This window comes from Methanoculleus sp. MH98A (assembly GCF_000691865.1).
Classification (GTDB): Archaea; Halobacteriota; Methanomicrobia; order Methanomicrobiales; family Methanoculleaceae; genus Methanoculleus.
In genome coordinates, this window is sequence record NZ_JMIO01000227.1 from 1 (window position 1) to 834 (window position 834).

Here is an 834-nt window from a genome sequence, read left to right on the forward strand (position 1 = left end):
ATCCCGGTCACACTCGGCAACATCGTCGGCGGTCTGTTCTTCGTCGGTGTTCTCTATTGGGTCGCGTTCAGAAAGGAAATTGCAGCCCTTAAGTAAACCTGATTGACGATGCAAATCGGAGATGTCAAAGTGAGGGTGACGGCCGTTACACTGGCCGTCTTCCTCTTTTTTATTGTCCTGATCGCTGTGTATGTCTTCGCAACCGGGGATATATACTCGCTGTTTTGGACGGTTCCGGCGGCAGCCATGCTGCTTCTCATACCCATGGCACTCAACTACATGAGCCAGAAGCAGTATGCATCGCTGGTGCCGATGTATGAAGCGGAAGCAAAGAATGTCCGGATACGGGAGATCAATTTAAACAAGCTCGGCGAACCGATACGCATAAAGGGTGTCGTCGAGCGGGTCTACTTCCAGTTCCTCAACCGGCCGCAGTACCTCGTCGCCGACCGGACCGGTGAGATATCGGTCAAGATGTTCACCTCGCCGGCAGAAGACGTGCAGAATGGCGATGTGGTCGAGGTGCTCGGAACCGTCGTCAAACGCTACATCATGACCGGAGAAGCGGTCGTCAACTGCGTCTCCATACGGAAAATCAAGAACGATCAGTAATTCCGACGCCCGGAGGGCGTCAAGCAATTCAGTGAAGGGACGGCGGAAACGGTACGGTTTCCTGCCCGAATCACCTTCGTGTTTCTATTCTAAAACGTCTTTTCAAGCCCGTCGTCTATCGGCTTTGCCGCCGGCTTTCTGTTGAGATCCAGGATATAGTCCTCGAAGAGATGGATCCGGGTGCTCACCGGGAAGGGTATCCCGATGGTGCTGATGACCGCT

The 834-nt window shown here is 53.7% G+C and carries 1 protein-coding gene and 1 pseudogene; both read left to right on the forward strand.

Annotation, left to right across the window (positions count from 1 at the left end):
- A pseudogene (locus tag EI28_RS15175) lies at nt 1–96 on the forward strand (formate/nitrite transporter family protein); the annotation flags it as partial.
- Between the two features lie 12 nt (nt 97–108).
- The gene (locus EI28_RS12710; RefSeq protein WP_048112761.1) at nt 109–612 is read left to right on the forward strand and encodes a nucleotide-binding protein; all 504 of its coding nucleotides are present in this window, start codon (nt 109–111) and stop codon (nt 610–612) included.
- Nucleotides 613–834: the final 222 nt, after the last annotated feature.